The 25,594-nt window shown below is 67.8% G+C and carries 28 protein-coding genes and 1 tRNA gene; 15 read left to right on the plus strand and 14 right to left on the minus strand.

Annotation, left to right across the window (positions count from 1 at the left end):
* Positions 1 to 17 precede the first annotated feature (17 nt).
* The 6 genes from nuoE to PXD02_RS10585 form a co-directional block, all read right to left on the minus strand.
* Positions 18 to 935, minus strand: coding sequence for an NADH-quinone oxidoreductase subunit NuoE (gene nuoE / locus PXD02_RS10560; protein ID WP_275103843.1), 918 nt, complete (start codon positions 933 to 935; stop codon positions 18 to 20).
* Positions 935 to 2,173 carry an NADH-quinone oxidoreductase subunit D gene (locus PXD02_RS10565; RefSeq protein ID WP_275103844.1) on the minus strand — a complete coding sequence of 413 codons (1,239 nt, stop codon included), beginning with the start codon at positions 2,171 to 2,173 and terminating at the stop codon, positions 935 to 937. The genes nuoE and PXD02_RS10565 overlap by 1 nt, the downstream gene beginning before the upstream one ends.
* Positions 2,174 to 2,177: 4 nt before the next feature.
* Positions 2,178 to 2,795 (minus strand): NADH-quinone oxidoreductase subunit C, encoded by a 618-nt coding sequence (locus tag PXD02_RS10570; RefSeq protein ID WP_275103845.1) that lies wholly within the window; start codon positions 2,793 to 2,795, stop codon positions 2,178 to 2,180.
* A gap of 3 nt (positions 2,796 to 2,798) precedes the next feature.
* The gene (locus tag PXD02_RS10575) at positions 2,799 to 3,332 is read right to left on the minus strand and encodes a NuoB/complex I 20 kDa subunit family protein (protein WP_275103846.1); all 534 of its coding nucleotides are present in this window, start codon (positions 3,330 to 3,332) and stop codon (positions 2,799 to 2,801) included.
* Positions 3,323 to 3,688, minus strand: a complete 366-nt coding sequence (locus tag PXD02_RS10580) for an NADH-quinone oxidoreductase subunit A (protein WP_275103847.1) — start codon at positions 3,686 to 3,688, stop codon at positions 3,323 to 3,325. The genes PXD02_RS10575 and PXD02_RS10580 overlap by 10 nt, the downstream gene beginning before the upstream one ends.
* 313 nt (positions 3,689 to 4,001) lie before the next feature.
* Positions 4,002 to 4,427: a hypothetical protein gene (locus PXD02_RS10585; RefSeq protein WP_275103848.1), complete on the minus strand. Its 426-nt coding sequence runs from the start codon at positions 4,425 to 4,427 to the stop codon at positions 4,002 to 4,004.
* A 231-nt stretch (positions 4,428 to 4,658) separates the two neighbouring features.
* Between PXD02_RS10585 and lipA the strand changes: the two genes are divergently transcribed.
* Positions 4,659 to 5,639, plus strand: a complete 981-nt coding sequence (lipA, locus tag PXD02_RS10590) for a lipoyl synthase (RefSeq protein ID WP_473092082.1) — start codon at positions 4,659 to 4,661, stop codon at positions 5,637 to 5,639.
* A 44-nt stretch (positions 5,640 to 5,683) separates the two neighbouring features.
* A tRNA-Leu gene (locus tag PXD02_RS10595) sits at positions 5,684 to 5,767 on the plus strand.
* A 34-nt stretch (positions 5,768 to 5,801) separates the two neighbouring features.
* On the opposite strand, the gene PXD02_RS10600 is transcribed toward PXD02_RS10595, so the two are convergent.
* Complete coding sequence (locus tag PXD02_RS10600; protein WP_275103850.1) at positions 5,802 to 6,542, minus strand: TerC family protein; 741 nt, start codon at positions 6,540 to 6,542, stop codon at positions 5,802 to 5,804.
* A 173-nt stretch (positions 6,543 to 6,715) separates the two neighbouring features.
* Between PXD02_RS10600 and PXD02_RS10605 the strand changes: the two genes are divergently transcribed.
* A complete protein-coding gene (locus PXD02_RS10605; RefSeq protein WP_275103851.1) occupies positions 6,716 to 7,264 on the plus strand; it encodes a peroxiredoxin in 549 nt (182 codons plus the stop codon).
* 108 nt (positions 7,265 to 7,372) lie between these two features.
* Here PXD02_RS10605 and PXD02_RS10610 read toward each other — a convergent pair whose 3' ends face one another.
* Positions 7,373 to 8,284 carry a hydrogen peroxide-inducible genes activator gene (locus PXD02_RS10610; RefSeq protein ID WP_275103852.1) on the minus strand — a complete coding sequence of 304 codons (912 nt, stop codon included), beginning with the start codon at positions 8,282 to 8,284 and terminating at the stop codon, positions 7,373 to 7,375.
* A gap of 92 nt (positions 8,285 to 8,376) precedes the next feature.
* On the opposite strand from PXD02_RS10610, the gene PXD02_RS10615 reads away from it, so the two are divergent.
* On the plus strand, positions 8,377 to 9,861 hold the full coding sequence (locus PXD02_RS10615) for a catalase (protein ID WP_275103853.1): 1,485 nt from the start codon (positions 8,377 to 8,379) through the stop codon (positions 9,859 to 9,861).
* A 57-nt stretch (positions 9,862 to 9,918) separates the two neighbouring features.
* Here the strand turns inward: PXD02_RS10615 and PXD02_RS10620 are convergent, their stop codons facing one another.
* Positions 9,919 to 11,058 (minus strand): DUF6456 domain-containing protein, encoded by a 1,140-nt coding sequence (locus PXD02_RS10620; protein WP_275103854.1) that lies wholly within the window; start codon positions 11,056 to 11,058, stop codon positions 9,919 to 9,921.
* A 216-nt stretch (positions 11,059 to 11,274) separates the two neighbouring features.
* On the opposite strand from PXD02_RS10620, the gene PXD02_RS10625 reads away from it, so the two are divergent.
* A complete protein-coding gene (locus PXD02_RS10625; protein ID WP_275103855.1) occupies positions 11,275 to 11,697 on the plus strand; it encodes a DUF6477 family protein in 423 nt (140 codons plus the stop codon).
* Here PXD02_RS10625 and PXD02_RS10630 read toward each other — a convergent pair.
* Positions 11,660 to 13,240 (minus strand): helicase HerA-like domain-containing protein, encoded by a 1,581-nt coding sequence (locus PXD02_RS10630; RefSeq protein WP_275106402.1) that lies wholly within the window; start codon positions 13,238 to 13,240, stop codon positions 11,660 to 11,662. The two genes, PXD02_RS10625 and PXD02_RS10630, sit on opposite strands and share 38 nt — an antisense overlap.
* Before the next feature lie 489 nt (positions 13,241 to 13,729).
* Here PXD02_RS10630 and PXD02_RS10635 point away from each other — a divergent pair, with 489 nt between their 5' ends.
* On the plus strand, positions 13,730 to 14,539 hold the full coding sequence (locus PXD02_RS10635) for an invasion associated locus B family protein (protein WP_275103856.1): 810 nt from the start codon (positions 13,730 to 13,732) through the stop codon (positions 14,537 to 14,539).
* A gap of 104 nt (positions 14,540 to 14,643) precedes the next feature.
* Here PXD02_RS10635 and aroB read toward each other — a convergent pair whose 3' ends face one another.
* Together aroB and PXD02_RS10645 are read right to left on the minus strand one after the other, a co-directional pair.
* On the minus strand, positions 14,644 to 15,753 hold the full coding sequence (aroB, locus tag PXD02_RS10640; protein WP_275103857.1) for a 3-dehydroquinate synthase: 1,110 nt from the start codon (positions 15,751 to 15,753) through the stop codon (positions 14,644 to 14,646).
* Entirely contained in the window at positions 15,750 to 16,304 is a 555-nt protein-coding gene (locus PXD02_RS10645) for a shikimate kinase (RefSeq protein WP_473092015.1), read from the minus strand. Before PXD02_RS10645 ends, aroB begins: the two co-directional genes overlap by 4 nt.
* A gap of 124 nt (positions 16,305 to 16,428) precedes the next feature.
* Here PXD02_RS10645 and PXD02_RS10650 point away from each other — a divergent pair, with 124 nt between their 5' ends.
* The 6 genes from PXD02_RS10650 (at position 16,429) to PXD02_RS10675 (ending at position 21,955) form a co-directional block, all read left to right on the plus strand.
* Entirely contained in the window at positions 16,429 to 16,596 is a 168-nt protein-coding gene (locus PXD02_RS10650; protein ID WP_275103858.1) for a hypothetical protein, read from the plus strand.
* On the plus strand, positions 16,593 to 18,050 hold the full coding sequence (locus tag PXD02_RS10655) for a hypothetical protein (protein WP_275103859.1): 1,458 nt from the start codon (positions 16,593 to 16,595) through the stop codon (positions 18,048 to 18,050). Before PXD02_RS10650 ends, PXD02_RS10655 begins: the two co-directional genes overlap by 4 nt.
* On the plus strand, positions 18,047 to 19,024 hold the full coding sequence (locus PXD02_RS10660) for a site-specific tyrosine recombinase XerD (RefSeq protein ID WP_275103860.1): 978 nt from the start codon (positions 18,047 to 18,049) through the stop codon (positions 19,022 to 19,024). The genes PXD02_RS10655 and PXD02_RS10660 overlap by 4 nt, the downstream gene beginning before the upstream one ends.
* Positions 19,025 to 19,028: 4 nt before the next feature.
* Complete coding sequence (locus tag PXD02_RS10665; protein WP_275103861.1) at positions 19,029 to 19,952, plus strand: DMT family transporter; 924 nt, start codon at positions 19,029 to 19,031, stop codon at positions 19,950 to 19,952.
* Positions 19,949 to 20,821, plus strand: coding sequence for a lysophospholipid acyltransferase family protein (locus PXD02_RS10670; protein WP_275103862.1), 873 nt, complete (start codon positions 19,949 to 19,951; stop codon positions 20,819 to 20,821). Before PXD02_RS10665 ends, PXD02_RS10670 begins: the two co-directional genes overlap by 4 nt.
* 114 nt (positions 20,822 to 20,935) lie before the next feature.
* Positions 20,936 to 21,955, plus strand: coding sequence for an LLM class flavin-dependent oxidoreductase (locus PXD02_RS10675; protein ID WP_275103863.1), 1,020 nt, complete (start codon positions 20,936 to 20,938; stop codon positions 21,953 to 21,955).
* On the opposite strand, the gene PXD02_RS10680 is transcribed toward PXD02_RS10675, so the two are convergent.
* Positions 21,952 to 22,308, minus strand: coding sequence for a YigZ family protein (locus PXD02_RS10680; RefSeq protein ID WP_275103864.1), 357 nt, complete (start codon positions 22,306 to 22,308; stop codon positions 21,952 to 21,954). The genes PXD02_RS10675 and PXD02_RS10680 overlap by 4 nt on opposite strands.
* A complete protein-coding gene (locus PXD02_RS10685; protein WP_275103865.1) occupies positions 22,308 to 22,736 on the minus strand; it encodes a Fur family transcriptional regulator in 429 nt (142 codons plus the stop codon). Before PXD02_RS10685 ends, PXD02_RS10680 begins: the two co-directional genes overlap by 1 nt.
* A gap of 165 nt (positions 22,737 to 22,901) precedes the next feature.
* Here PXD02_RS10685 and PXD02_RS10690 point away from each other — a divergent pair, with 165 nt between their 5' ends.
* The 3 genes from PXD02_RS10690 to PXD02_RS10700 all read left to right on the plus strand — a co-directional run bounded on the left by PXD02_RS10690 (position 22,902) and on the right by PXD02_RS10700 (position 25,517).
* Positions 22,902 to 23,750 carry a manganese/iron ABC transporter ATP-binding protein gene (locus PXD02_RS10690; RefSeq protein ID WP_275103866.1) on the plus strand — a complete coding sequence of 283 codons (849 nt, stop codon included), beginning with the start codon at positions 22,902 to 22,904 and terminating at the stop codon, positions 23,748 to 23,750.
* A gap of 70 nt (positions 23,751 to 23,820) precedes the next feature.
* The gene (locus tag PXD02_RS10695) at positions 23,821 to 24,672 is read left to right on the plus strand and encodes a metal ABC transporter permease (RefSeq protein ID WP_275103867.1); all 852 of its coding nucleotides are present in this window, start codon (positions 23,821 to 23,823) and stop codon (positions 24,670 to 24,672) included.
* Between the two features lie 20 nt (positions 24,673 to 24,692).
* Positions 24,693 to 25,517: a metal ABC transporter permease gene (locus PXD02_RS10700; RefSeq protein WP_275103868.1), complete on the plus strand. Its 825-nt coding sequence runs from the start codon at positions 24,693 to 24,695 to the stop codon at positions 25,515 to 25,517.
* Positions 25,518 to 25,594 lie beyond the last annotated feature (77 nt).

The raw sequence follows: 25,594 nt of genomic DNA on the forward strand, positions 1-25,594 counted from the left end.
TCCGCCCCCTTGGCCGCCTAACGGTCCGTTTCGCCGTCCTTCTGTTCCGCTTCCTCGATGCCGCGCACGCCCGCCGGGGCGCGGTCCGAGACCGGGCGCGCGGCCGATGCCGCCTGCGCCTCCTGTTCGGTCACGCCGGTCGCGTCAGCCGGGGCGCCCTCGGCCGGGCGCGGCTCGTGTTCCGGCGCGGTGTCCCGGCCGGTCCGGTCGTCGACGGCGGCCTGGGGCTTGCGCAGCCATTTGGTCAGGATCGGAACCTCGGTCCCGTCGATGCGCTTGACCGTCTCGCCGAGGTCGCGGGCCAGCGCCACGCTGGCGTTCCGGTCGTCGCCCTGCCCCTTCAGGTCGGGCAAGGCGACCGGCCCGCCCAGCGGTTCCGAGGAATAGCGCCCGTTCTGCGGTCCCGGCAGCGGCACCCGACCGGCCGAGAAGGCGTCGATCAGTTCCTCCAGCTTCTGCGGGGTCAGATCCTCGTAGAAATCCTTGCCGATCTGGGCCATCGGCGCATTGGTGCAGGCGCCCAGGCACTCGACCTCTTCCCAACTGAACTGGCCGTCGGCCGAGACGGTATGCGGCGTCGGCGCGATCTTGCGCTTGCAGACCTCGATCAGCGCCTCGGCCCCGCAGATCATGCAGGTGGTGGTGCCGCAAATCTGGATATTCGCAACCGAACCAACGGGCTGAAGCTGGAACATGAAGTAGAATGTCGCGACTTCCAGCGCCCGGATATAGGCCATCCCCAGCAGGTCGGCGCAATATTCGATGGCGGGCCGCGACAGCCAGCCCTCCTGTTCCTGGGCGCGCCACAGGATCGGGATGATCGCCGATTGCTGGCGGCCTTCCGGATATTTGGTCAACTGCGCCCGCGCCCATTCCAGGTTGGCGGGCGTGAATTCAAAGCTGTCCGGCTGGACGGGCGAAAGACGGCGGAGCATCAGCGGTCAACCTCTCCGAACACGATGTCGAGCGTGGCGATCAGCGCGGGCACATCGGCCAGCAGATGCCCCCTGCCCATCCAGTCGATCGACTGGAGATGCAGGAATCCCGGCGCGCGCAGCTTGGCGCGATAGGGTTTGTTGGTCCCGTCGCTGACCAGATAGACGCCGAATTCGCCCTTGGGGGCCTCGACGGCGGCATAGACCTCGCCCGCGGGAACCCGGAACCCCTCGGTATACAGCTTGAAGTGATGGATCAGGCTTTCCATGTCGCGCTTCATCTCGCCGCGCTTCGGCGGGGTCAGCTTGCCGCGCGCCAGGATGTCGCCCGCAGGCTCGGCCCGCAGCTTCTGGATGGCCTGCTTCATGATATGGGTCGACTCGCGCATTTCCTGCATCCGGATCAGGAAACGGTCATAGCTGTCGCCGTTCTTGCCGATCGGGATCTTGAAGTCGAATTCATCATAGCATTCATAGGGTTGCGACCGGCGCAAATCCCAGGCCAGGCCCGATCCGCGCGCCATCACCCCCGAATAGCCCCAGTCCAGGGCGTCCTGTTCCGTGGCGATGCCGATGCCGACCAGCCGCTGCTTGAAGATGCGGTTTTCCGTCAGCAGCGTGTCCAGGTCGTCCACGACCTTGGGGAAATGCTCGCACCAGGCCTCGATATCGTCCAGCAGATCGGGCGGCAGATCCTGATGCACCCCGCCCGGCCGGAAATAGGCCGCGTGCAGCCGCGCCCCGCAGGCGCGTTCGTAAAAGATCATCAGCTGCTCGCGCGCTTCGAAGCCCCACAGGGGCGGGGTCAGCGCGCCCACGTCCATTGCGCCGGTGGTCAGGCCCAGCAGATGATTGAGGATCCGGCCGATTTCCGAATACAGCACCCGGATCAGGCTGGCGCGGCGCGGCACGACCGTTCCGGTCAGCCGTTCGATCGCCAGGCACCAGGCATGTTCCTGGTTCATCGGCGAGACGTAATCCAGCCGGTCGAAATAGGGCAGGTTTTGCAGATAGGTCCGGCTTTCCATCAGCTTTTCGGTGCCGCGATGCAGCAGGCCGATATGCGGGTCGGCACGCTCCACCACCTCGCCGTCCAGTTCCAGAACCATGCGCAGCACGCCATGCGCCGCCGGATGCTGGGGACCGAAGTTGATGTTGAAGTTGCGGATCTTCTGTTCGCCGACCAGAGTGTCGGACGATCCGTCGTCATAGCTGTTGATGCGGATATCGCCGTCCATGGCCTTACCCCTTGGTCTTTTCGTCGCCGGGCAGCACGTATTTCGCGCCCTCCCACGGCGAGAGGAAGTCGAACTGGCGGTATTCCTGCGTCAGCCGCACCGGTTCATAGACCACGCGCTTTTCGGATTCGTCGTAGCGAACCTCGACATAGCCGGTGGTCGGGAAGTCCTTGCGCAGGGGATAGCCGCTGAAGCCATAGTCCGTCAGGATGCGCCGCAGGTCCGGATGCCCCGAGAACAGGATCCCGAACATGTCGAAGACCTCGCGCTCGAACCAGTTGGCGCAAGGGTGGATGCGCACCAGCGAGGGCACAACCTCATCCTCGCGGATCGCCACCTTCACGCGGATGCGCTGGTTCTGGTACATCGACAGCAGGTGCCAGACCATGTCGAACCGCTGCGCGCGTTCGGGATGATCGACGGCGGTGATGTCCACCAGGGTCGAGAAGCGGCAGCTGCTGTCGCTGCGCAGGAACTCGATCAGGTCCACGATGCTGGACAGGGTCGCGGTCACGGTCAGTTCGCCAAAGGCGACGGTCGCGTCCAGAACCTGTTCCCCGCAGCGCAGCTTCAGATGCTCGGCCAGTTGGTCCAGCGCGTCGATGTCGGGATAGACAGCCATGGCTCACCTCACCAGCGTGCCGGTGCGCCGGATGCGGCGCTGAAGTTGCAGGATGCCGTAAAGCAAGGCCTCGGCCGTAGGCGGGCAGCCGGGAACATAAATGTCGACCGGCACGATGCGGTCGCAGCCGCGCACCACCGAATAGCTGTAATGATAATAGCCGCCGCCATTGGCGCAGCTTCCCATCGACAGGACATAGCGCGGTTCGGGCATCTGGTCGTAAACCTTGCGCAGCGCCGGGGCCATCTTGTTGGTCAGCGTGCCCGCCACGATCATCAGGTCCGACTGGCGCGGCGAGGCGCGCGGCGCCGTGCCGAAGCGTTCCACGTCATAGCGCGGCATCGAGGTATGCATCATCTCGACCGCGCAGCAGGCCAGGCCGAAGGTCATCCAGTGCAGCGAGCCGTTACGCGCCCAGTTGATGATGTCCTCGGTCGTGGTCAGCAGGAAGCCCTTGTCCTGCAGCTCGCGGTTCAGGCTGGCGGTCGCGACCTCTCGATCAGGGCCAGCGGTATGGGATCCGGTCATCACGCCCATTCAAGCGCACCTTTCTTCCATTCATAGGCAAAGCCCACGGTCAGAACCCCCAGGAACACCATCATCGACCAGAAGGCCGCGTCCGACAGGCCCGCGAAGCTGACCGCCCAGGGGAACAGGAAGGCCACCTCCAGATCGAAGATGATGAACAGGATCGACACCAGATAGAATCGCACGTCGAACTTCATCCGTGCGTCATCGAAGGCGTTGAATCCGCATTCATAGGCGCTGACCTTCTCGGGGTCGGGGTTGCGCACGGCGACGATGACGGCGGCCAGGATCAGGATCAGGGCCAGGGCCGAGGCCATACCGGCGAAGACGAGGATCGGAAGGTAATCCTGAAGCAGGGTTTCCACGGGCAAGTTCCCCTTGTCGGCCGCGGAAAAGCTGTGGCTGCCCGCGACGGGTTAGCTGAGCGACCGTTTAGACCCCTGGGCCGACCGGGTCAACGGGGCGTCAAGGTGCCGGGATCGTCCCGCAGCGGTTTGCGGGACGGTCTGACCAGCGGCTGCAGCACCCTCTGCCTGCCGCCCCGCAACCGGCGCAGCCAGAAGGCAGGCCCGCGCCCATGGCAGACGCATCGGCCCTCCACCCTTCACGCGAAGAAGGCAGCCCGAAGGCTGCCCTCGCTTTTCCCCCGTCCGCGAAGCGATCAGAGACGTGATGCGCTCAAAGACCGGCGGCCTGGCAGTCGGCCAGCGTAATCAGGTCAAGGTTGATGGAACCCGAGAACTCGTCGGCATCCTGGTTGCCGTCGTTTCCGGTCGTGCTGTCGACCGGAGTGCCGGCGGTCGCGGCCGTGGCAGGATCCGGTGAATCGTCGTCCACATTCCCCTCGGTGCCCGTGGTCGGCTGGGCGCCGTCCATCGTGCCCGCGTTGGCCGGGGGTGTCGCGTCCGAATCGTCGTCGGCATTGCCGTCGGCGGGATCGCTGGTGGCCGTGGTCGATCCGGTGGCAAGGGTCTGGCAATGCTGGGTCACCGCAGGCAGATCTGCATCCGAAACCTCCTGATCGCCCACCATGGTCTGGGCGAAGGCGGTGGACCCAAGCATGGCGGCAAGGGCAAGCGGGGCGGTAAAGGTCTTGATCTTCATCGTATTCCTCCTTCGTTGGCGTTGTGCTGTCCGATTGGCGAACCAACCCGCAGAGGGGCCGCTTGTTCCCTCGGGCAGAACACGACATTTTGGGTGGCGCTCCAGGAACCACGGACCCGCCGCGCGCATTCGTCACATCGGGGCGCGCCAGGGTCATTCGGCCGTCCTTCGGCCATGGCCGGTCCTGCGGATCAGCCGATCCGTTGCGCTTGATGTGCCAAAGGGTTATTTCTGGCGGAACCGCGACGGAAAGGACATGCCTTGCGCGACCTTCGGATCCCCGACCAGCGACATCCTGAAAAGGCCCACCGGCCCGACCAGGCGCAGCCCAAGAAGCCCGCCTGGATCCGCGTCAAGGCCCCCACCTCGGACGGCTACAAGCGCACCCGCGACATCATGAAGGACAACCGCCTGTCCACCGTCTGCGAGGAAGCGGGCTGCCCGAATGTCGGCGAATGCTGGTCGCAGGGCCATGCCACGATGATGATCATGGGCGAGATCTGCACGCGCGGCTGCACCTTCTGCAACGTCGCCACCGGCAAGCCCAACGCGCTGGACGTGTTCGAACCCGGCCGGGTCGCCCATGCCGTCCAGAAGCTGGGGCTGAAGCATGTCGTCATCACCAGCGTCGACCGCGACGACCTGGACGACGGCGGGGCCGAGCATTTCGCCCAGACGATCCGGGCCATCCGCCACCGCAGCCCCGATTCGACCATCGAGGTTCTGGTGCCCGACTTCCTGAAATCCAGGCCCGGCTCCGTTGAAACGGTGGTCGAGGCGCGGCCCGACGTGTTCAACCACAACCTGGAAACGGTCCCCGCGCTGTATCCGACCGTCCGGCCCGGCGCGCGCTATTTCCATTCGCTGCGGCTGTTGCAGAAGGTCAAGGAACTGGACCCGGCGATGTTCACCAAGTCCGGCATCATGGTCGGCCTGGGCGAGGATCGCGGCAGCGTCTTGCAGGTCATGGACGACATGCGCGCCGCCGATATCGACTTCATGACCATCGGCCAGTATCTTCAACCGACGCCCAAGCACCACCGCGTCAACCGCTTCGTCACCCCCGAGGAATTCGCGGGCTATGAAAAGGCGGCCTATGGCAAGGGCTTCCTGATGGTGTCGGCGACGCCGCTGACGCGGTCATCCTATCACGCGGGCGACGACTTCGCCCGGCTGCGGGATGCGCGGCTGCAAAAGCTGGGCCGCGCCTGACCCCTTGCAAAACCCCGCGCCCCGATTTAGGCGGAACGCGGAAGGCCCGAGTGGCGGAATGGTAGACGCAGCGGATTCAAAATCCGCCGCCGCAAGGCATGTCGGTTCGAGTCCGACCTCGGGTACCACAGGGCGCCGTCACAAGCCCCATCGCGCGGCGCCTCAGCGCCCGGCCTTCCTCCGGCGCGCATTCCTGGCCCACATGTTCAGCGCCTCGACGCTGGCCGAGAATGCCATCGCGGCATAGACATAGCCCTTGGGGACATGAACCCCGAAGCCCTCGGCGATCAGCGTCGTGCCGATCAGCAGCAGGAAGGACAGCGCCAGCATCACGATGGTCGGGTTCTGGCCGATGAAGGTCGCCAGCGGACCGGCCGCAAGCAGCATGACCGCGACCGCCACGACGACCGCGACCACCATGATCTCCACATGCGGGGTCATGCCGACGGCGGTGATGATGCTGTCGATGGAAAACACCAGATCCAGCATCAGGATCTGCGCGATCATGCCGCCGAAGGTCAGGGATGCCGTGCCGACGATGGTGTCCTCATGGTCGGTCGGATCGACGTGATGGTGAATTTCCTTGGTGGCCTTCCAGACCAGGAACAGACCCCCGGCGATCAGGATCATGTCCTTCCAGGACAGCTCGTTGCCCAGGACCGTGACGACCGGCCGGGTAAGCTGCACGATCCAGGCGACTGTCGCCAGCAGGCCCAAACGCAGGATCAGCGCCAAGCCGATGCCGATCTTGCGGGCGCGGTCTCGCTGCTCCTCGGGCAGCTTGTTCGACAGGATCGAGATGAACAGCAGGTTGTCGATGCCCAGCACGATCTCCATCACCATGAGCGTGGCAAGGGCGATCCAGGCTTCGGGCTGCTGGATAAGGGCGGCAATGTCCTGCATGGGCAAATTCCTGATGAGATGGCGCTGCTTGGCAAGGCCGCAAGTGCCGTTTCGGTTCCCAGTGATGCTGCCATGCGGCGTTGCCATTGCCGCGGCGCGGCGATAGTTTGGCGGACAGGGGGAGGAAGCAGGGCGCGGGACCGACCCCGCGCCCAAGATGACAGGAGCTAAACATGAAAGCCGGAGACAAGCTGCCCCTCGTGACCTTCCGCACCCGCGTGCGCGACGAATCCGTCGGCGGTCCGAACCCGTTCCGCTGGCAGGACATGACGACCGACGACTATTTCGCGGGCAAGCGCGTGGTGCTGTTCTCGCTGCCGGGCGCCTTCACGCCGACCTGCTCGACCTACCAGCTGCCGGGCTTCGAAAAGGCCTTCGGGCAGATGCAGGATCTGGGCATCGACGCGGTCTATTGCCTGTCGGTCAATGACAGCTTCGTGATGAACCAGTGGGCCAAGGCGCAGAATCTGAAGAACGTGACCGTCATCCCGGACGGATCGGGCGAATTCACCGACAAGGTCGGGATGCTGGTGCGCAAGGACAACCTGGGCTTCGGCGCGCGGTCCTGGCGCTATGCCGCCGTCGTCAATGACGGCGTGGTGGAAGCCTGGTTCGAGGAACCCGGCCGCTGCGACGACTGCGCCGAGGATCCCTATGGCGCCACCTCGCCGGAATCGGTGCTGGAGTGGTTGCAGACCACGAAGGTCGCCGAAGAGGCTTGAACCTTGAAGGCCGTCCGAAAGGGCGGCCTTTTTCGCGGCGATCGCAGGACAAGTATTGCTTGTCGTCCCACACGTCGCCGCTGCACCGACCGCCGCCGACCCCGCCCGTCAACACCCTTCCGCCATCATCCTTTCGCCCGTCTCGGCCAGCACGCCTGCCAGTTCGTCGAACCAGCCCCCCGCCGGGGTCGAGGCGCGGCGCAGCAGCAGAACCTCGCGGCAGGGCTGGGGGTCGGGAAAGGGCACGACCGCCAGGCCGGGCGCGGCCGCGCATTCCTGGCGGACCGCAAGTTGCGGCAGGAAGGTCAGGCCCATTCCCTGCGCCGCCAGCCTGCACAGCGTGGACAGCGACGCCGCGCCCAGATCCAGCCGGGCGCTGCGGCGGTGCAGGCCGCAGACCTCAAGCGCCTGGTCGCCCAGGCAATGCCCTTCGTCCAGCAGCAGCAACTGGCCGGGATCCAGGTCGCGCGGCTCGGGTCGCGACGGGCCCAGGCGGGCGATGCGGTCCTGGCTGCCCGCCAGCAGGAAAGGATCGGTGAACAGCGGCAGGGCCACCAGGTCGTCGGTCTCGGGCGGGGTCGCCACCACCGCCACGTCCAGCCGCCCCTGGGCCAGTTCCTCGACCAGCCGGTCGGTCTGCGCCTCTCTCAGATGCAGGTCTCGGCTCAGGTCGCGGGCGCGCAGGATCGGCAAAGCCTGCGGCAGAAGATAGGGCGCGACGGTCGGGATCATCCCCAGCATCAGCCGCCCGCCCTGCCCCGGCTGGCGCATCGCCTGTTCCAGCCCGGCCATCGCCGCCATGACCTGACGGGCATGGCTTTCCAGGGCGCGCCCCTGCGGGGTCAGCACCACGCCCGCCGGCGTGCGTTCGACAACCGGGCTGCCGAGCTCGTCCTCCAACGCGCGGATCTGCATCGACAGGGCGGGCTGGGTGACATGCATCGCCTCGGCCGCGCGGGTGAAATGGGCCTCTCGCGCCAAGGCCAGGAAATAGCGCAACTGGCGCAGGGTGATGTTCATCAGGATCCCTTATTGCCGCAATCGGATTATCCGATTTCTATTTATTCATGGTCCATGCCAGACACAAGCAAACCACATCAAGGAGTTGGGACATGAGCCAGGACACCCCCCGCCACCCCCGGATGACCACGACGGCGGGCGCGCCGATCGCCTCGAACCAGCACAGCGAAACGGCTGGCGACCGCGGCCCCATGCTGATGCAGGATTATCAGCTTCTGGAAAAGCTGGCGCATCAGAACCGCGAACGCATCCCGGAACGCGTGGTCCACGCCAAGGGCTGGGGCGCCTTCGGCACCTTCACCGTCACACAGGACATCACCCGCTATACGCAGGCCTCGATCTTCGGCGCGGTCGGCAAGACCACCCCGATGCTGGCGCGGTTTTCCACCGTGGCCGGAGAGATGGGCGCGGCGGATCATGAACGCGACGTGCGGGGCTTCGCGCTGAAATTCTATACCGACGAAGGCAACTGGGATCTGGTCGGCAACAACACGCCGGTGTTCTTCGTGCGCGACCCGCTGAAATTCCCCGACTTCATCCACACCCAGAAACGCCATCCGCGCACCAATCTGCGCAGCCCGACGGCGATGTGGGATTTCTGGGGCCAGGTGCCCGAATCGCTGCATCAGGTGACGATCCTGATGTCGGACCGGGGCCTGCCGCAGGATCCGACCTTCATGGACGGCTTCGGCAGCCACACCTATTCCTTCTGGAACAAGGACGGCGAACGCTTCTGGGTCAAGTTCCACTTCAAGACCCGGCAGGGCCACCGCTTCTATACCAACGGCGAGGCGGCCGAGATCATCGGCCACAGCCGCGAAGGCTATCAAGAGGCGCTGTTCGGCAAGATCGAGCGGGGCGAATTCCCCCGCTGGACGATGTATGTGCAGATCATGCCGGAACTGGACGCGGACAAGACGCCCTATGATCCCTTCGACCTGACCAAGGTCTGGCCGCATGGGGATTACCCGTTGATCGAGGTCGGCGAGTTCGAACTGAACCGCAATGCCGATAACTATTTCGCGCAGATCGAACAGGCGGCCTTCAGCCCGTCGAACAAGGTGCGCGGCATCGGCTACAGCCCCGACAAGATGTTGCAGGCCCGCGTCTTCAGCTATGCCGACGCGCATCGTTACCGGCTGGGAACGCATTACGAACACCTGCCGGTGAACGCGCCGAAATGCCCGGTGCATCACTATCACAAGGACGGGCAGATGAATTTCTTCGGCCAGGTGACGGGCAGCACGGACGCCTATTACGAGCCCAACAGCCGGGGCGGCGCGGTCGAGGATCCGTCCTTCGCCGAGCCGCCGCTGCGCTTGGCCGGCGTGGCCGCGCGCCAGCCGCATCGCCAGCGGATCGACGATTACGAACAGCCCCGCGCGCTGCACGACCGGGTGCTGAACGACGACGAACGCGCGCGGCTCTACAAGAACATCGCCGCCGCCATGGAGGGCGCGGACGAAGACGTGGTCGAACGGGCGCTTGTGCATTTCGACCGGATCAGCCCGGCCTACGGCGCCGGGATCCGGGCGGCGCGGGCGGAAAAGGCCGCCCACAGCCACGCCGCCGAATAGGCGATCCGCCACCGGCCGCATCAAGCTGAAAGGGGCGCCCCGCGGCGCCCCTTTTCATCACCCGATCAGACGGGAGCCGCTGCCGTAGGTTTCCTGGTAATGGCGTTCCAGGCGCATCAGGGCCAGGCGCAGCACGATCTTGCCCGACCGGGCCGACCAGCCCAGACGGCGTTCGGTCAGTTCGATCCCTTCCAGGAAGCAGCAGACCCGCAACACGATGTCGCCCATGCCGGGACCAAGGTCGCGCAGCGCCATCGCCACCCGGTCGCGCGCGGATTCGGATCCGCCCCGATAGCCGCCGCCGCTGCGGCTGACATCGATCCCCGAGGTCATGAAGCCGGTCCAGTTCTGCGTCACGCGCGGTCCCATCTGGGCCAGTTCGAAATCCTCGCGCAGGCGTTCGCCCGCCGCGACCAGACCGGGCGACAGGAAGGGCTTGCCCGCCCCGTCGCGACGCCGCGCCAGCAGCAGCAGCGGGCTTTCGGCGATGTTGACGCGGATGCGGCGGCGGCGGCCGTCCTCGGGGTCTTCGATGACGCGCTTTTCCCAGACCCGGTGGCGGTCGGCATGATCGAAGCCGGCGGGCGCCTCGGCCATGCCGGGACCGGTGTCGCTGGTCACCGGGCTGGCATCGGTGAAATCGCCGGGACCGGGCACCGCCTTGCGCTGCCGGGGGGAGCGCAGCATCCCGCGCAGGGCGTCGCGCCCGGCCGGGGCGATGGCGTAACGCTGAACCCGCCCCGGCGCGGCCGAGGGCACGACCCAGCCGCGAAGCGCCATCACCTCGGCGACCCGGCGATCCAGCACGGCGGTCCTGATGTCGTCGCGGCTGACGATGGCCTTGTCCATGCCTTCGGCCGTGACCAGGATCGCGCCCGGTTCGGCCAGGCGCCGCAGGATCCGCAGGATCTGGCGTTCATCCGGTTGCCGGGGACGATCCGCGACCTCGGTCAGGGCGCCGTCGACCAGAGGATCGTCTCGCCGCGCCTCGAACCGGCGGATGCGGCGCAGGATGGTGGATGCGTGACACCCTTCGGACCGTGCCAGGGCACGGATCGACTGGCCTTCTTCGACATGGCGAAGATACAGGCGGGCGTCGTCGGGCAGATCGTCGGCAGGCTTGCCTATGGCCTCGGTCAGGGAACGGTGCTCCGCGGGAAGGCGGTCGATGGCGAAATCACCGGTCAAAAGCGTCATGTCTGGTCCCTTGTCATCCTTGGCAGCAGGGGGGAACTCACTACCTTGGGTTGCGTTAAACGTGGTTAATGAACGGCTGACATCAGCAGATAGCCGCAACATTCCCTAACAAATCCTAAAGATACGTTGCCTCAGCGCACGGTGCGACAAACGGAGAGGCAACACCCGTTAAGGTTGTGTGAAGGTGATCTCGCCAACCTGAATGGGACAGTTCAAATGAGCTACATGCCGAACGTGATCGCCTTCCGTCCCCGCGTCGTGGCCCAGCCGCTGCGCCGGCCGCGCATCCTGATCCGGGCCGCGCGCGAGGGGCAGTCGGGCTGGCGCCGGGATCGCGACCTGAAGCGCCTGCTGCGCCTGGATCACACCCCCGCCCCCGGCGCCGCCCTGCCCCGCCTGCGCGCCGAGGAGGCGCTGCTGAACGATGCCCGCCTGCAACGTGCGGCCGATTACGACATGCACCGCCATATCCTGTTGATGATCGCCATCCTGGCCGACATGCGCGCGGCGGTGGCGGGCGCGGCGGTGGCAGGCGCGGCGGTGCCGGTCAGGACGGGCGCGCGAATCGGCGCGGCGATGCTGGCGCAGATGGGCGCGGCGATCAGCGTCCCCGGAACAGCGATCCCAGCACACCCCTGACGATGGCCTGGCCCGATCTGGTGCCAAGCTGCCGCGCCAGGCTTTTGCCGAAGGTTTCCACGATCGAATCGCTGCGGGATGCCCGGCCCCGCGCCGGACGCCCGCCATCGCCATCGCCATCGCCCCCGTCCCCCGCCTCGGTTCGCGGCCGATACCGCCTTGCATTGCGGTATTCGCTGCGGGTCATGTCGAACAGGGCGTCGGTTTCCCTGGCTTTCGCGGCCTCGGCCGCGCGCCGCGCCAGGATCGCGTGGGCGGATTCGCGGTCCAGGGCCCGCCCGTATTTCAGCGCCATCGGCGAGGCGTCCATCACCTGCGCCCGTTCGGCGTCGCTGACGGGACCGATGCGGCTGAAGGGCGGGCGGATCAGCGTGCGTTGCGCGATGCCCGGCACGCCCTTGGCTTCCAGAAGCGATGTCACCGCCTCGCCCGTGCCGACCTGCTGGATCGCCTGGGCGGTGTCGAAATCGGGATTGGCGCGATAGTTTTCGGCCGCCATCCGCAGCGCCTTCTGGTCCTTGGCGGTAAAGGCGCGCAGCGCGTGCTGGATGCGGTTGCCAAGCTGGCCCAGCACGCCCTCGGGGATGTCGGCCGGGTTCTGGCTGATGAACCAGAGGCTGACGCCCTTGGACCGGATCAGGCGCGCGACCTGTTCGATCTTGTCGATCAGCGCCTTGGGCGCGTCGTCGAACAGCAGATGCGCCTCGTCGAAGAAAAACGCGATGCGGGGGCGGTCGGGATCGCCGATCTCGGGCAGCTGCTCGAACAGTTCGGACAGCAGCCACAGCAGAAAGGTCGCATACAGCCGTGGCGACCGCATCAGCCGGTCGGCGGCCAGGATGTTGATCATCCCCTTGCCCGACGCATCCTGGCGGATGATGTCGGACAGATCCAGCGCCGGTTCCCCGAACAGCCGGTCGCCGCCCTGGTTTTCCAGCACCAGCAAGGCCCGCTGGATCGCCCCCACGCTGGCCGCGCCGACATTGCCATAGCGCAGCGACAGGTCGGCGGCGTTCTGGCCCACCCAGACCAGCATCGCCTGCAAGTCCTTCAGATCCAGCAGCGCCAGCCCCTGTTCATCGGCCAGCCGGAAGGCGATGTTCATCACCCCCTCCTGCGCATCGGTCAGGTCCATCAGGCGCGACAGCAGCAGCGGCCCCATATCCGCGGGCGTGGTGCGGACCGGATGGCCCGCCTGGCCCCAGACATCCCAGAAGGTGACGGGAAAGGCCTGATAGTCCAGGTCCAGGCCGATCTGCGCGGCGCGTTCCGAAAAGGGGCCGTGGAGCGGCCCTTCGACGGTGCCCGGACGCGACAGGCCCGCCAGATCGCCCTTTACGTCGGACAGGAAGACCGGAACGCCCGCCAGCGACAGGCTTTCGGCCAGGGTTTGCAGGGTGACGGTCTTGCCGGTGCCGGTCGCGCCCGCGATCAGGCCGTGGCGGTTGGCGTATTTCAGCAGCAGGGACTGCGGGCTGGCATGGCCGGGACCGCCGCCGCCCACGAAAACCGAATTCGCCTGGTCGTCCACCACGCCCGCCATGCCTGTCCCCGCCTGTTGCGTGCCGCGCCGATGCGGCGTTCGCCGGGACAATACAATCTTAAACCCTTCATGCCACTATGCGAATCGTTCGGCATCACGGTCGTCGATGCGCGAACCTTCCTCCCTGTTGAACTGCCGCGCCTTCGGGCGCGGCTTTTTTGTGATCGGCGCCTGGCATCTGGACAGTTGACGGATCACGGCTCCGCGACTAGCGTGCAGATCAATGATGACCGGCCAGTCCGGCAGGGAGAGGTTCGCCGTCAGGCGTCAGGGTCGTGGTTCGCGCCACGACCCTTTGAATTTCGCCCCACCCTCATGACAGCGCCCTGTGTCACGCGGATGACAGGGTCACGCGGATGACAGGCAGGCCGCCGCCGGGCGCGATCCGGGTCAAGCCATGGTGAAGGCGGGTTTTTCCGTTGCGGCCTGACAAACGCAAGCGGACATGCTAGGTCCGCCGGACGCATTGAGCAAAGGGACGAAACAACCATGCCAATCAAACCCTCGCAGGCAGTTCTGGCCGCGCTTGCCCTGATCGCGGCCCCGGCCTTCGCGCAGGACAGCACCGCCCCCGCCGCCACTCCGGCCCCCGCTGCGGAAACCCCGGCTGCGGAAGCCCCTGCGGCAGACGCACCGGCGGCACCCGAGGCTCCGGCAGCCCCGGCGCCCGCCGCCGACGCGGCGACGACCGGCGCCCCCGCGACGGACGCCCCTGCCCCGGACGCCTCCACCACAGACGCACCCGCCGCAGCTCCGGCCGCCGATGCCGGGCCGCAGGTCGGGCAGTATTACGCCAAGGAAACCCACCAGGATTGGACGACCCGCTGCATCAAGGCCGAACAGGGCAAGGATCCGTGCGAGCTGTATCAGCTGCTGAAGGATGGTGAGGGCAACTCCGTCGCCGAAATGACCCTGATTCCCCTGCGCAACGGCGAGGTCGCGGCAGGCGCGACCCTGATCGCTCCGCTGGAAACCGACCTGATCCAGGGTCTGGGCTTCGCGGTGGGCACGGCCGAGCCGCGCGGCTATCCCTTCAACTTCTGCGCCCCCGTGGGCTGCGTGTCCCGCATGGGCTTCACCGCGGCCGAGCTTGACGCCCTGAAACGCGGCGCGAACGCGACGGTGACGCTGCTGCCGTTCGGCGGCGACCGCGAGAACCCGGTCCGGCTGACGCTGTCGCTGTCAGGCTTTACCGCCGCCTTCGACGCCCTGGCCGCCTATGCCGACGAGCCTGCCCCCGCCGCCGCTCCGGCCCCCGCTGCGGAAACGCCGCCTGCCGCCGAAGCCCCGGCCAACTGATCCGAAGATCGCAAGCCGCGCCCATCCGGGCGCGGTTTTTCCTTGCCTGAAGCGTATCGCGGACTTTGCGATCAGGATATGTGCCCGATCGAGCGCAAGCGGATCTAGCGGGCGTCCCGCAGCACGGCCGCCAGGGTGTCGGGCTGCACGTCGTCGCTGACGAAAGCCTCGCCGATGCCGCGCGCCAGGACGAAGCGCAGGCGACCGTCCACGACCTTCTTGTCCTGCCCCATCAGCGCGATCAGCGCCGCGTCGTCGGGCAGGTCGCCCGGAATGTCGCGGATCGCGGCGGGCATTCCCATCCGGCGCAGATGTTCCAGCACCCGCGACGGCGCTTCCTGGCTGCACAGGCCCATGCGGGCCGACAGATCGAAGGCCAGCGCGCAGCCGACCGCCACGCCTTCGCCATGCAGCAGGCGGGACGAATAGCCGGTCGCGGATTCCAGCGCATGGCCGAAGGTGTGGCCCAGGTTCAGCAGCGCCCGTTCGCCCTGTTCGGTTTCGTCCCGCGTGACGATCCCGGCCTTCATGGCGACCGAATGGGCCACCGCGTGCTGGCGCAGGGCAATATCGTCGCGCAGGCGGGGGGCGTTCGCCTCCAGCCACTCGAAGAACTCCGCATCGCCCAGCAGCCCGTATTTCACGACCTCGCCATAGCCCGCCAGGAAATCGCGCGGGCTCAGCGTGTCCAGCACCGCGATGTCGGCCAGCACCAGCGAGGGCTGGTGGAAGGCGCCGATCAGGTTCTTGCCGTGCGGGCTGTTGATGCCGGTCTTGCCGCCGACGCTGCTGTCGACCTGCGCCAGCAGGGTCGTGGGGATCTGCACGAAGCGCACGCCCCGGCGCAGGATCGCGGCGGCAAATCCCGCCAGGTCGCCGATCACGCCGCCGCCGAAAGCCACCACGATGTCGCGGCGCTCGATCCGCCGGTCCAGCAGCCATTCGACGCAAGTCGTCAGGTGCGGCCAGCTTTTCGTGGCCTCGCCCGCAGGCAGGGTCAGCGCCTCGGACGCGATGCCTTCGGCCTTCAGCGCGGCCTGCAAGCGCGGCAGATGCAGCCCGGCCACCGTTTCGTCGGTGACGATGGCCACGCGGGGGCGGCGCAGCAGGGGCGCGATTTCCCCGCCCGCGCGGTCGATCAGGCCGGCGCCGATGCGCACGTCATAGGCGCGGTCGCCGAGGGGGACATGGACGGTAACGGGATCAGGGGTCATGGCGTCTCGGTCACAAGGGCGGGATGATCGGCGGTCCGGATGGCGTCCAGCAGCCGCGTCGTCGCGGTATCCACGCTGTCGCCGGGGCGGGCGGGAAAGGTCAGTTCGGACAGGGCATAGGTCGGGGTCCGTTCGGCCAGCAGCCGGGCCAGCGTGCCCTTGGGATCGGCGGTTTGCAGCAGGGGCCGGGTGCCGCGCTGGCGCACGCGGTGCCACAGGGTTTCCAGGTCGCAGGACAGCCAGACCGACATTCCGGCCGCGCTGATGGCCGCGCGGTTGCGGTCCTGCATCCACGCCCCGCCGCCGGTCGAGATCACGCGCGGCGATTCCCTAAGGATCCGGGCGATCACCTGCGCCTCGCGGTCGCGGAAGAACGCCTCTCCGTCGCGGGCGAAGATTTCCGAGATGGACATGGCGGCCGCCGTCTCGATCTCGACATCCGAATCGGTAAAGGGCACGCGCAGCCGCCGGGCCAGTTCCGACCCGAGCGCGGTCTTGCCCGCCCCCATCATCCCGATCAGCACGATATGGCGCCCCAGACGCTGGCGCATCTCTGTCCCCCGTTTATTGGCCCGACTGAATGGCGTGATCTTTCGGAAAATGCCATATATATTCCGGTCAGGCCGGCAAAAGACCGGCCGCCAGCGCAAACGGCAATGAAACGAGGCGAATTCGATGCGGCTGCTCAAGGTTCTGGTGGTGCTGATTGTGGCGGCGGTGGTCGGCCTGGCCGGTTACGCCTATTTCGGCGACATGCAGCCGGTCCGGTCAGAAGTGCGCAGCCCCGTCAGCGGCGCCCCGGCGGCCCCCGCCGCCCCCGCAACCGGGACCGTGACCGAGTGAGCCGCCGCCTGCTGCCGCTTGCCCTGGCGCTTGGCCTGGCCCTGCCCGCTCAGGCCCAGCAACCCCTGTCGGCCAGCGACTGGCTGTCGGGCAGCGTGCGGGGGCCGGACCGCGAAAGCTCGGCCTGGCGGCCCGGCGATGCGCCGCCCCCCGGCGTTCCGGGCGCCCCCGGACCCAAGCCCGTGGCCACCACGGGCGAGGTCGGGCCGGTCCAGGTCACCCGCCTGGGCATCGGCAATCCCGACACGGTGGGCCTGACGACGCCGCGCAAGGCGGGGCTTCCGGCCGATCTGTGGGCGGGCAGCGGCGCCGCCGCCCTGGCGGGGCAGATCCTGCGCATCCCGGCCCGGCTGCCCGCGATGAACGCGCTGCTGGACCGGCTGCTGACCACGCAGCTGACCCCGCCCAGCCAGGCCGACGCGCCGCCGGGCACGCTGTTCCTGGCGCGCGCCGACCGCCTGCTGGACGCGGGCGCCGTGGATCGGGCGCAGGCGCTGCTGGCCGCCGCCGGGCCCAGCACGCCCGAGATCTTTCGCCGCCTGTTCGACATCGCCCTGCTGGAAGGGGACGAGGCGCGGGCCTGCGAGATCATGAACACCACCCCCGGCATCGCCCCCAGCTTCGCCGCGCGGATCTTCTGCCTGGCGCAGACCGGCGACTGGGCCGCCGCCGCGATCAGCCTGCACGGCGCGGAAACGCTGGGCCTGCTGGATCAGCGCCAGGCGGTGCTGCTGACGCATTTCCTGGACGACGCCTATGTCGACAGCGACCAGATGCTGCCGCCGTCCGACCGCATGACGCCCCTGGATTTCCGCATCCACGAAGCGATCGGCCAGCCGCTGCCGACATCCTCGCTGCCGATCGCCTTCGCCCATTCCGACCTGCGCCCGAACAACGGCTGGAAGGCCCGGCTGGACGCCGCCGAACGGCTGGCCCGCGCCGGGGCGATGGCCCCCGCCGCGCTACGCGCGCTGTACAGCGAACAGAAGCCCGCCGCCTCGGGCGGGGTCTGGGAACGGGCGGGCGCGATGCGCACGCTGGAGGCCGCGCTGGCAGGCGGCGATCCCTCGCCCGCGCTGCCCGCGGCCTTCGACGAATTCCGCAAGGCGGGCATGGCCGATGTGCTGGCCGCGATGATCGCCGCCGACCTGCCGCAGGGCGGCGAGGGCCGGTCGGCCGACATCGCCACGACCCTGCGCCAGTGGCAGGGCCTGCCGGTGCCCGTGCCGCTGGTCCTGGACCCGGCGCTGAACGCCGAAGCCGTCGAACCGCCCGCCACGCAAAAGGGCGAGGCGCTGCTGGCCGCCATGGCCGATGTGGATGCGGGACTTGACGGCGACATGGCCCGCGCCGGGCGCGGCCTGGCGATGCTGCGCGCCCTGGGCCTGGGGACCGAGGCCGACCTGGCCGCCGCGCAACTGTCGCTGCTGCCCGCCATGCGGCCCAGCCCGTGATCGCCGATCATCGCGCCATATCGGCCTTTCTGGACGCCAAGGCCGCCGAATCCGGGTCGGCGCGCAACACCGTGCTGGCCTATGGGCGCGACCTGCGCGACCTGTCCGACTGGCTGGCGGCGCGCAGGCTGGCCTTGGCCCAACTGACCCGCGAACGGATCGAGGACTATCTGACCCATTGCGACGCCCAGGGCCTCTCGCGGGCCACGCGTGCCCGGCGGCTGTCCTCGATCCGGCAGTTCACCCGTTTCGCGCTGGAGGAAGGCTGGCGCGACGACGATCCCGCCATCCGCATCAGCGGGCCGGGCCGGGCCAAGCGGCTGCCGAAGACGCTGGACCGGGACGAGATCGACGCCCTGCTGGCCGCCGCGCCCCGGATCGGGCGCAGCGACGCCGAACGGGCGCGCAACCTGTGCCTGATCGAGCTTCTGTATGCGACCGGGATGCGCGTCAGCGAGCTGGTGTCGCTGCCCGCCGCCGCCTGCCGGGGCGATCCGCAGGTTCTGCTGATTCGCGGCAAGGGCGACAAGGAACGCATGGTCCCTCTGACGCCGCCCGCCCGGCGCGCGCTGTCGGCCTGGCTGGCGATCCGCGACACTGCGCCCAAGGACAGCCCGCTGGGCCGCCTGATCGTGGGCAAGGGCGCGCGGTGGCTGTTCCCGGCCCCCGGCGCGGCGGGACACATGCCGCGCCAGACCTTCGGGCGGCTTCTGAACGACATGGCGGCGGCGGCGGGCCTGTCCCCCGCGCGCGTCACCCCGCATGTGATCCGCCACGCCTTCGCCACGCATCTGCTGCAAGGCGGGGCCGACCTGCGGTCCATCCAGACCCTGCTGGGCCATGCCGACCTGGGCACGACCGAGATCTATACCCATGTCCTGGACGACCGGATGCGCGATCTGGTCCTGACCCATCACCCCTTGGCCCGGACGCCTGCCGCCTCTAGGAAGGCGGGACGGGCAACAGGGGAATAAGGGAATGCAGGTTCTGGCGCGGGCCTTTGCCCTGATGGGGCGGAAAAACCCTGCGACGGGCAGGCCCGCCAACGCCCAGACGGCGGGCATCGCCCTGATCCTGGCCGCGATCCTGGGCTTCACGCTGATGGACGCGACGGCCAAGCACCTGACCCAGACCTATCACCCCGCGCAGGTGGTCTGGGCGCGCTTCGTGGGCAACCTGGCGATCTTCGCGGTGATCTTCCGGGGCGCGATGTTTGCGCTGATGCGCACCCGCCGCCCCGGACTGCAATTTTCCCGCGCGCTGATGCAGCTTGGCTCGGTCGGGCTGTTCTTCAGTTCGCTGCAAGTCATCGGCCTGGCCGAGGCGACGGCGATCATGGACCTGAACCCGGTCCTGATCACCCTGGGCGCCGCCCTGTTCCTGGGCGAGAGGATCGGCCCCCGGCGGCTGGCGGGCATCGGCGCGGCGCTGATCGGCGCGCTGATCATCATCCGCCCCGGCCTGGGCGTGTTCCAGCCTGCCGCCCTGCTGCCGCTGGCGGGGGCCTTCACCTATGCCGCGGGCGCGCTGCTGACACGGATGGCGCGGGCGGATTCGGTCGCGACCTCGGTCATGTGGTCGGCGGTGGTCGGCACGCTTCTGACATCGCTGCTGGTGCCCTTCGTCTGGCAGCCCATCGCCATGGCCGACCTGTGGGCCTTTGCGCTGCTGGGCGTCTTCGGCACGCTCAGCCAGTATCTGCTGGTGCGCGCCTTCGCCACGGCCGAGGCCGGCGTGCTGGCCCCCTTCGGCTATACCGGGCTGGTCTGGGCGGGTCTGTGGGGCTGGCTGCTGTTCGGCCAGCTGCCGGATCCGTTCACGGTCGCGGGGGCCGCGCTGATCGTCGCGGCGGGCCTCTATGTCTGGTCCCGCGAATCCCGCGCGGCGCGGAAAACTCCATGAGCCAGTCCGAGAAGCCCCCCCTGTCCGACCGCATCGCCAATGCCGCCTTCCTGTCGGTGATCGGGCTGGCGCGCCTGCTGCCATACGAAAAACGCATTCCCGCCGTGGGCTGGCTGTTCGGCCATGTCCTTGGGCCGCTGGCAGGCTGGCGCGCGCGCATCCGCCGGAACCTGTCGCTGGCCCGTCCCGACCTGTCCCCCGACGAGGTGCGCGCACTGACCCGCGCAGTCCCCGCCAATGCCGGACGCTCGGTGGCCGAGATCTATTCGGGCGAGGAATTCACCGCCCGGATCCACGACGCCGACCCGCTGGAAGGCCCCGGCCTGCCGACGTTGGAGGCCGCCTTCGACGCGCATCGCCCGGTCATCATCGCCTGCGCGCATTTCGGCAATTACGACGCCATGCGCGCCGCGCTTGCCGGGCGCGGCTGGCCGGTCGGGGCGCTGTATCGCCCCATGAACAACGAGGCGTTCAACCGCCACTACATCCCCGCCATCACCGCCATCGCCGAGCCGCTGTTCCCGCGCGGCCGATCCGGCCTCGCCTCGATGCTGCGGTTCCTCAAGGGCGGCGGCTGGCTGGCGCTCGGCTTCGACCAATACGACCGCCACGCCCCGGAACTGCGCTTCTTCGACCTGCCCAGCCGCACCGTGCTGACCCCCGCCGAACTGGCGCTGCGATACGACGCCTTGCTGATCCCGGTCCACGGCATCCGCTGCCCGGACGGACTGCGATTTCGCGTCCATGTCGGCGATCCCGTCCCGCACAGCGATCCCGCCACGATGATGCAGGCGCTGAACGACGATCTGGAAATGCTGGTGCGCCGTCACATGGACCAGTGGTTCTGGGTCCATCGCCGCTGGAAGTGACCGGCCCGCCTGCACATCGGCGCACAGCCCCTGCGCGCCGGTGACCCTTGCGGCGGCGCGGGGCCAGCCCCTACATCCCTGGTAACGCGCAATCCCGCGCAACAAGGGACATTCATGAAGAAGATCGGTTTTCTGTCCTTCGGCCACTGGTCGCCGGAACCCGGATCCCAGGTCCGCACCGCCCAGGACGTGCTGCTGCAATCCATCGACCTTTCGGTCGCGGCCGAGGAACTGGGCGCGGACGGCGCCTATTTCCGCGTGCATCACTTCGCGCGCCAGCTCTCCTCGCCCTTTCCGCTGCTGGCCGCCGTCGGCGCCCGGACCAGCCGGATCGAGATCGGCACCGGCGTGATCGACATGCGTTATGAAAACCCGCTCTACATGGTCGAGGATGCGGGCGCGGCCGACCTGATTTCCGGCGGGCGGCTGCAACTGGGCATCAGCCGGGGCAGCCCTGAACAGGTCGTCGATGGCTGGCGCTATTTCGGCTATCAGCCCGCCGAGGGCGAGACCGACCAGGACATGGCCCGCCGCCATACCGAGGTGTTCCTTGGGCAGCTTGAAGGCAAGGGCTTCGCCCGCCCGAACCCGCGCCCGATGTTCCCCAACCCGCCGGGCCTGTTGCGGCTGGAACCCCATTCCGAGGGGTTGCGCGACCGCATCTGGTGGGGATCGGCCTCGAACGCGACGGCGGAATGGGCGGCGCAGATGGGCATGAGCCTGCAAAGCTCGACCCTGAAGGTGGACGAATCGGGCGAACCGTTCCACGTCCAGCAGGCCCGCCAGATCCGCGTCTATCGGGATGCCTGGAAGGCTGCGGGCCACGCGCGCCCCCCGCGCGTCTCGGTCAGCCGGTCGATCTTCGCCCTGGTGAACGACATGGACCGCCGCTATTTCGGGCGCGGCGGCAAGGACAGCGACCAGATCGGCAATATCGACAACTTCCGCGCGGTGTTCGGGCGCAGCTATGCCGACGAACCCGACCGCCTGATCGAGCAGTTGCGAGAGGACGAGGCGATCGCCGAGGCCGATACCCTGCTGCTGACGGTCCCGAACATGCTGGGCGTGGACTACAACGTCCATGTGCTGGACAGCATCCTGCGCCACGTCGCCCCGGCGCTTGGCTGGCGCTAGCCCAGCCCGGTTTCGCGCAGATAGATCCTGACCGCCTCGGCCACATGGCGGAAGCGGTCGCCGCCCAGATGCTTGCCGCCATACCAGCGGGTCACGACGACCACGTGATCCCGCAGCCCGGCGCGTTCCAGCATGTGCAGGATCAGCGCGCCCGCGCCCGCCTCTCCATCGTCGTCCTTGACCGGCTCGCCCGCCAGGATCGCCGCCCAGCTGTGATGGGTGGCCCTGGCGAACCGCTTGTCTCGCGTCAGTCCGGCCAGCAGCGCCGCGACCTCGGCCCGGCCGGCGGCCGCCCCGCCCGACACCGCATAGCGCGATCCCCGGTCCGAGATGATCTTGTCAAAGACCCGCATCAGGCACCGGGATTGCCGCGCCGCCGCACATACAGCTCCAGCCGGTGATGGACGATCTCATAACCCAGCTCGGCGGCGATCTCGGCCTGCAAGCGTTCGATGCGGTCGTTGGTGAATTCCATCACCTCGCCGGTGTCGAGGTCAATCATGTGGTCGTGGTGCCGCTGGTCGGCCGCCTCCCACCGGGCCGGTTCGCCCTGGAATTCCAGCTTCTCGATCACGCCCTGGGTCCGCAACGTGGTCAGCGTGCGATAGACCGTCGCCAGCGACACCCCCGCGCCCGCCGCCTCGGCCCGGCGGTGCAGTTCGGCGGCGTCGGGATGATCCTCGCTGGCGGCGATGACCCGCAGCAGCGCCGCGCGCTGCCGCGTCACGCGTACCCCGGCAAGACGCAGGGCCTGTTCCAGTTGTGAAGCAAGGCTTTCCATGACTCCCTCATGCCGCATCCGCATTCCAGTTGCAACTAGTTCTCATCTATTGACGGTGGCGAGCCGTTCGCACATAACTGCGCCATGGTCGGACAAACATTGGAAAGCGGCCGATGACACTGCCCCTTGCCCTGGCTCGGAAACCATCGTGAACGGATTGCCGGAATGATCCAGGGGATCGAGGTCCAGAACCTGACCGTCGCCTATCGCAGCGGCGTGACGGCCCTGCGCGACGCCAGCTTCACCGTCCCGCAAGGGTCCGTGACCGCGCTTGTCGGCGTGAACGGCGCGGGCAAATCGACGCTGTTCAAGGCGCTGATGGGCCTTCTGCCCCACGAATCCGGGCAGGTCCGCATCCTGGGCGGCACGGTCGAACAGGCGCTTGCCAGGAATCTCGTCGCCTATGTCCCCCAGGCCGAGGAGGTGGACTGGACCTTCCCCGTCCTGGTTCAAGACGTGGTGATGATGGGCCGCTACGGCCATATGGGCTTTTTCCGCCGTGCCCGCCCCGCCGACCGGCAAGCGGTGGACGCGGCGCTCACGCGCGTCAACATGACCGATTTCCGGAACCGCCAGATCGGCGAACTGTCCGGCGGCCAGAAGAAGCGCGTCTTCCTGGCCCGGGCCATCGCGCAGCGGGCGCAGGTGATCCTGCTGGACGAACCCTTCACCGGCGTCGACGTGAAGACCGAAGAGGCGATCATCGCCCTGCTCAAGGATCTGCGGCAGGAAGGCCGGGTGATGCTGGTCTCGACCCATGACCTGGGATCCGTGCCCGAGTATTGCGACCGCGTGGTGATGGTGAAGGGCACCGTCCTGGCCAGCGGCCCGACCGAGACGACCTTCACCCCCGAAAACCTGCGCCTGGCCTTCGGCGGCGTCCTGCGCCATTTCGTGCTGGGCGGCACCGATCTGCATGACGACGCCGACCACCGCAGCCTGGACGTGTTCACCGACGACGAACGACCCCTGGTCTTCTATGACCAACGCGCCCGCAGGAAGGACGGCGAATGATGGCGGGTTCTTCTTCATGCAAATATCCCACGGGGGTGCGGGGGTGTGAAACCCCCGCTGGCGACGCCTGATGTGGGATGCCCTGCTGGTCCCCTTCACCTACGACTACATAACGAACGCCATCTGGGTCTCGGCCCTGGTCGGCGGGGTCTGCGCCTTCCTCTCGGCCTATCTGATGCTGAAAGGGTGGAGCCTGATCGGCGACGCCCTGTCGCATTCCATCGTTCCGGGGGTGGCGGGGGCCTATATGCTGGGCCTGCCCTTCGCGCTCGGCGCCTTCCTGGCGGGCGGGCTGGCGGCGCTGACCATGCTGTTCCTGAACAGCCGCACCGGGCTGAAAGAGGACGCGATCATCGGCCTGATCTTTACCGGCTTCTTCGGGATCGGGCTGTTCATGATCTCGCTGAACCCGGTCTCGGTCAATCTCCAGGCGATCACCATGGGCAATATCCTGGCGATCTCGCCCGCGGACACGCTGCAACTGGCGATCATCGGCGGCGTGTCGCTGGTGGTGCTGCTGGCGAAATGGCGCGACCTGATGGTGGTGTTCTTCGACGAAAGCCATGCCCGCACCATCGGCCTGCATCCTGGCCGGCTGCGCGTCCTGTTCTTCACCTTGCTGGCGGCCTCGACGGTCGCGGCCATGCAGACCGTGGGCGCCTTCCTGGTCATTGCCATGGTGGTCACGCCCGGCGCGACCGCGTATCTGCTGACCGACCGCTTTCCGCGGCTGATCGCGCTGTCGGTCTCCATCGGCGCGCTGACCTCGGCCTTCGGCGCCTATGTCAGCTTCTTCCTGGACGGCGCGACCGGGGGCATCATCGTCGTCATGCAGACGCTGATCTTTCTGGCGGCCTTCGTCTTCGCGCCGACCCACGGCATCCTGGCCACCCGTCGCCGCATCCGGGACGCCGTGCGATGACTTGGACGATGACTTGGGCGATGACCTGGCTGACCGCCCCCTTCGCCTTCCCCTTCATGGTCGAGGCGCTGCTGATCGCCGTCATCGTCGCGATCCCGGCATCGCTGCTCAGCTGCTTTCTGGTGCTGCGCGGCTGGGCGCTGATGGGCGACGGCATCAGCCACGCGGTGCTGCCGGGCATCGTCATCGCCTATCTGGCGGGGATCCCGCTGCTGATCGGCGCCTTCGTGGCGGGGATGATCTGCGCGCTTACGGCAGGCTGGCTGGACGCCAACAGCCGGGTGAAACCCGACACCACGCTGGGCGTTGTCATGTCCGGCATGTTCGGGCTGGGGATCGTGATCTATACGCAGTTCCCGACCGACGTGCATCTGGACCATATCCTGTTCGGCAACATCCTGGGCGTCGGGCGCGAGGATTTCGTCTCGGCCGGGTCGATCTCGGCCGTGGTGGCACTGGTGCTGATCCTGAAATGGCGGGACTTCGCGCTGCTGGTCTTCGATCCGGTGCAGGCGCGGGTGGCGGGGCTGCCGGTCGGCTGGCTGCATTACGGGATGCTGGCGATGATTTCCGCCGTGGTCGTCGCCATGCTGTCGGCGGTGGGCATCATCCTGTCGGTGTCGCTGCTGATCGCGCCGGGGGCGATCGCCTTCCTGCTGACCCGGCGCTTGCAGGCGATGCTGGCGCTGTCGGTGCTGATCGGCACGGGATCAAGCCTGCTGGGCATCTGGATCAGCTTCTGGCTGGACAGCGCCCCCGCCCCGACCATCGTGGTGGTGATGACCGCGCTGTTCACGCTGGTCTTCGCCTGGCGGCAACTGACCGTCCGCCGCGCCGCCCCCTGAAAGGGGAAAACCGTGCGGCCCGACCGTGCGACCTGTCCGCCCGCCGCCCCCGGCACCGCCGGGATGCCAGCACCGGC

The organism is Paracoccus sp. S3-43 (assembly GCF_029027965.1).
GTDB lineage: Bacteria > Pseudomonadota > Alphaproteobacteria > Rhodobacterales > Rhodobacteraceae > Paracoccus.

Bases quoted from the DNA above. Each gene is read 5' to 3' on its own strand.
- PXD02_RS10650 (WP_275103858.1), top strand. From the start codon at position 16,429: ATGCGGCTGCTCAAGGTTCTGGTGGTGCTGATTGTGGCGGCGGTGGTC.
- PXD02_RS10610 (WP_275103852.1), bottom strand. From the start codon at position 8,284: ATGAACATCACCCTGCGCCAGTTGCGCTATTTCCTGGCCTTGGCGCGA.
- PXD02_RS10565 (WP_275103844.1), bottom strand. From the start codon at position 2,173: ATGGACGGCGATATCCGCATCAACAGCTATGACGACGGATCGTCCGAC.
- PXD02_RS10690 (WP_275103866.1), top strand. From the start codon at position 22,902: ATGATCCAGGGGATCGAGGTCCAGAACCTGACCGTCGCCTATCGCAGC.
- PXD02_RS10685 (WP_275103865.1), bottom strand. From the start codon at position 22,736: ATGGAAAGCCTTGCTTCACAACTGGAACAGGCCCTGCGTCTTGCCGGG.
- PXD02_RS10575 (WP_275103846.1), bottom strand. From the start codon at position 3,332: ATGGGCGTGATGACCGGATCCCATACCGCTGGCCCTGATCGAGAGGTC.
- PXD02_RS10615 (WP_275103853.1), top strand. From the start codon at position 8,377: ATGAGCCAGGACACCCCCCGCCACCCCCGGATGACCACGACGGCGGGC.
- PXD02_RS10625 (WP_275103855.1), top strand. From the start codon at position 11,275: ATGAGCTACATGCCGAACGTGATCGCCTTCCGTCCCCGCGTCGTGGCC.
- PXD02_RS10670 (WP_275103862.1), top strand. From the start codon at position 19,949: ATGAGCCAGTCCGAGAAGCCCCCCCTGTCCGACCGCATCGCCAATGCC.
- PXD02_RS10605 (WP_275103851.1), top strand. From the start codon at position 6,716: ATGAAAGCCGGAGACAAGCTGCCCCTCGTGACCTTCCGCACCCGCGTG.
- PXD02_RS10700 (WP_275103868.1), top strand. From the start codon at position 24,693: ATGACCTGGCTGACCGCCCCCTTCGCCTTCCCCTTCATGGTCGAGGCG.
- PXD02_RS10665 (WP_275103861.1), top strand. From the start codon at position 19,029: ATGCAGGTTCTGGCGCGGGCCTTTGCCCTGATGGGGCGGAAAAACCCT.
- PXD02_RS10635 (WP_275103856.1), top strand. From the start codon at position 13,730: ATGCCAATCAAACCCTCGCAGGCAGTTCTGGCCGCGCTTGCCCTGATC.
- PXD02_RS10680 (WP_275103864.1), bottom strand. From the start codon at position 22,308: ATGCGGGTCTTTGACAAGATCATCTCGGACCGGGGATCGCGCTATGCG.
- PXD02_RS10600 (WP_275103850.1), bottom strand. From the start codon at position 6,542: ATGCAGGACATTGCCGCCCTTATCCAGCAGCCCGAAGCCTGGATCGCC.
- PXD02_RS10675 (WP_275103863.1), top strand. From the start codon at position 20,936: ATGAAGAAGATCGGTTTTCTGTCCTTCGGCCACTGGTCGCCGGAACCC.
- PXD02_RS10620 (WP_275103854.1), bottom strand. From the start codon at position 11,058: ATGACGCTTTTGACCGGTGATTTCGCCATCGACCGCCTTCCCGCGGAG.
- nuoE (WP_275103843.1), bottom strand. From the start codon at position 935: ATGCTCCGCCGTCTTTCGCCCGTCCAGCCGGACAGCTTTGAATTCACG.
- PXD02_RS10695 (WP_275103867.1), top strand. From the start codon at position 23,821: ATGTGGGATGCCCTGCTGGTCCCCTTCACCTACGACTACATAACGAAC.
- PXD02_RS10570 (WP_275103845.1), bottom strand. From the start codon at position 2,795: ATGGCTGTCTATCCCGACATCGACGCGCTGGACCAACTGGCCGAGCAT.
- aroB (WP_275103857.1), bottom strand. From the start codon at position 15,753: ATGACCCCTGATCCCGTTACCGTCCATGTCCCCCTCGGCGACCGCGCC.
- PXD02_RS10630 (WP_275106402.1), bottom strand. From the start codon at position 13,240: ATGGCGGGCGTGGTGGACGACCAGGCGAATTCGGTTTTCGTGGGCGGC.
- PXD02_RS10645 (WP_473092015.1), bottom strand. From the start codon at position 16,304: ATGCGCCAGCGTCTGGGGCGCCATATCGTGCTGATCGGGATGATGGGG.
- PXD02_RS10585 (WP_275103848.1), bottom strand. From the start codon at position 4,427: ATGAAGATCAAGACCTTTACCGCCCCGCTTGCCCTTGCCGCCATGCTT.